Below are 254 nucleotides of genomic sequence, written 5' to 3'. Positions count from 1 at the left end.
TCTATTTCTGGTAAAAACGGAAATAAAGAAGACCACAACAAAGGCGATTTAGATTATTGGCTTTGGAAAATGGACGAAAAAGGGAACCTCGATTGGCAGAAAAGCTTTGGAGGTAACCAAGTCGATTTGTTGCAAAGTATTGCCATTACTAGCGATGGTGGTTTTATATTAGGAGGTACTTCTTCTTCTAATAAAGGCATCGATAAACGAGAAGACTGCAAAGGTCAGGAAGACTTTTGGGTGATTAAATTAAA

General features: G+C 37.4%; 1 pseudogene. It reads left to right on the top strand.

From position 1 onward, the window contains the following. Nucleotides 1-254: pseudogene (locus NHF47_RS17185) on the top strand (T9SS C-terminal target domain-containing protein); the annotation flags it as partial.

The sequence above is a fragment of the Flavobacterium sp. NRK F7 genome, assembly GCF_024054195.1.
GTDB lineage: Bacteria > Bacteroidota > Bacteroidia > Flavobacteriales > Flavobacteriaceae > Flavobacterium.
The sequence above is the reverse complement of the archived record's forward strand: the minus strand, read 5'-3'. Positions and strand labels throughout refer to the sequence as shown.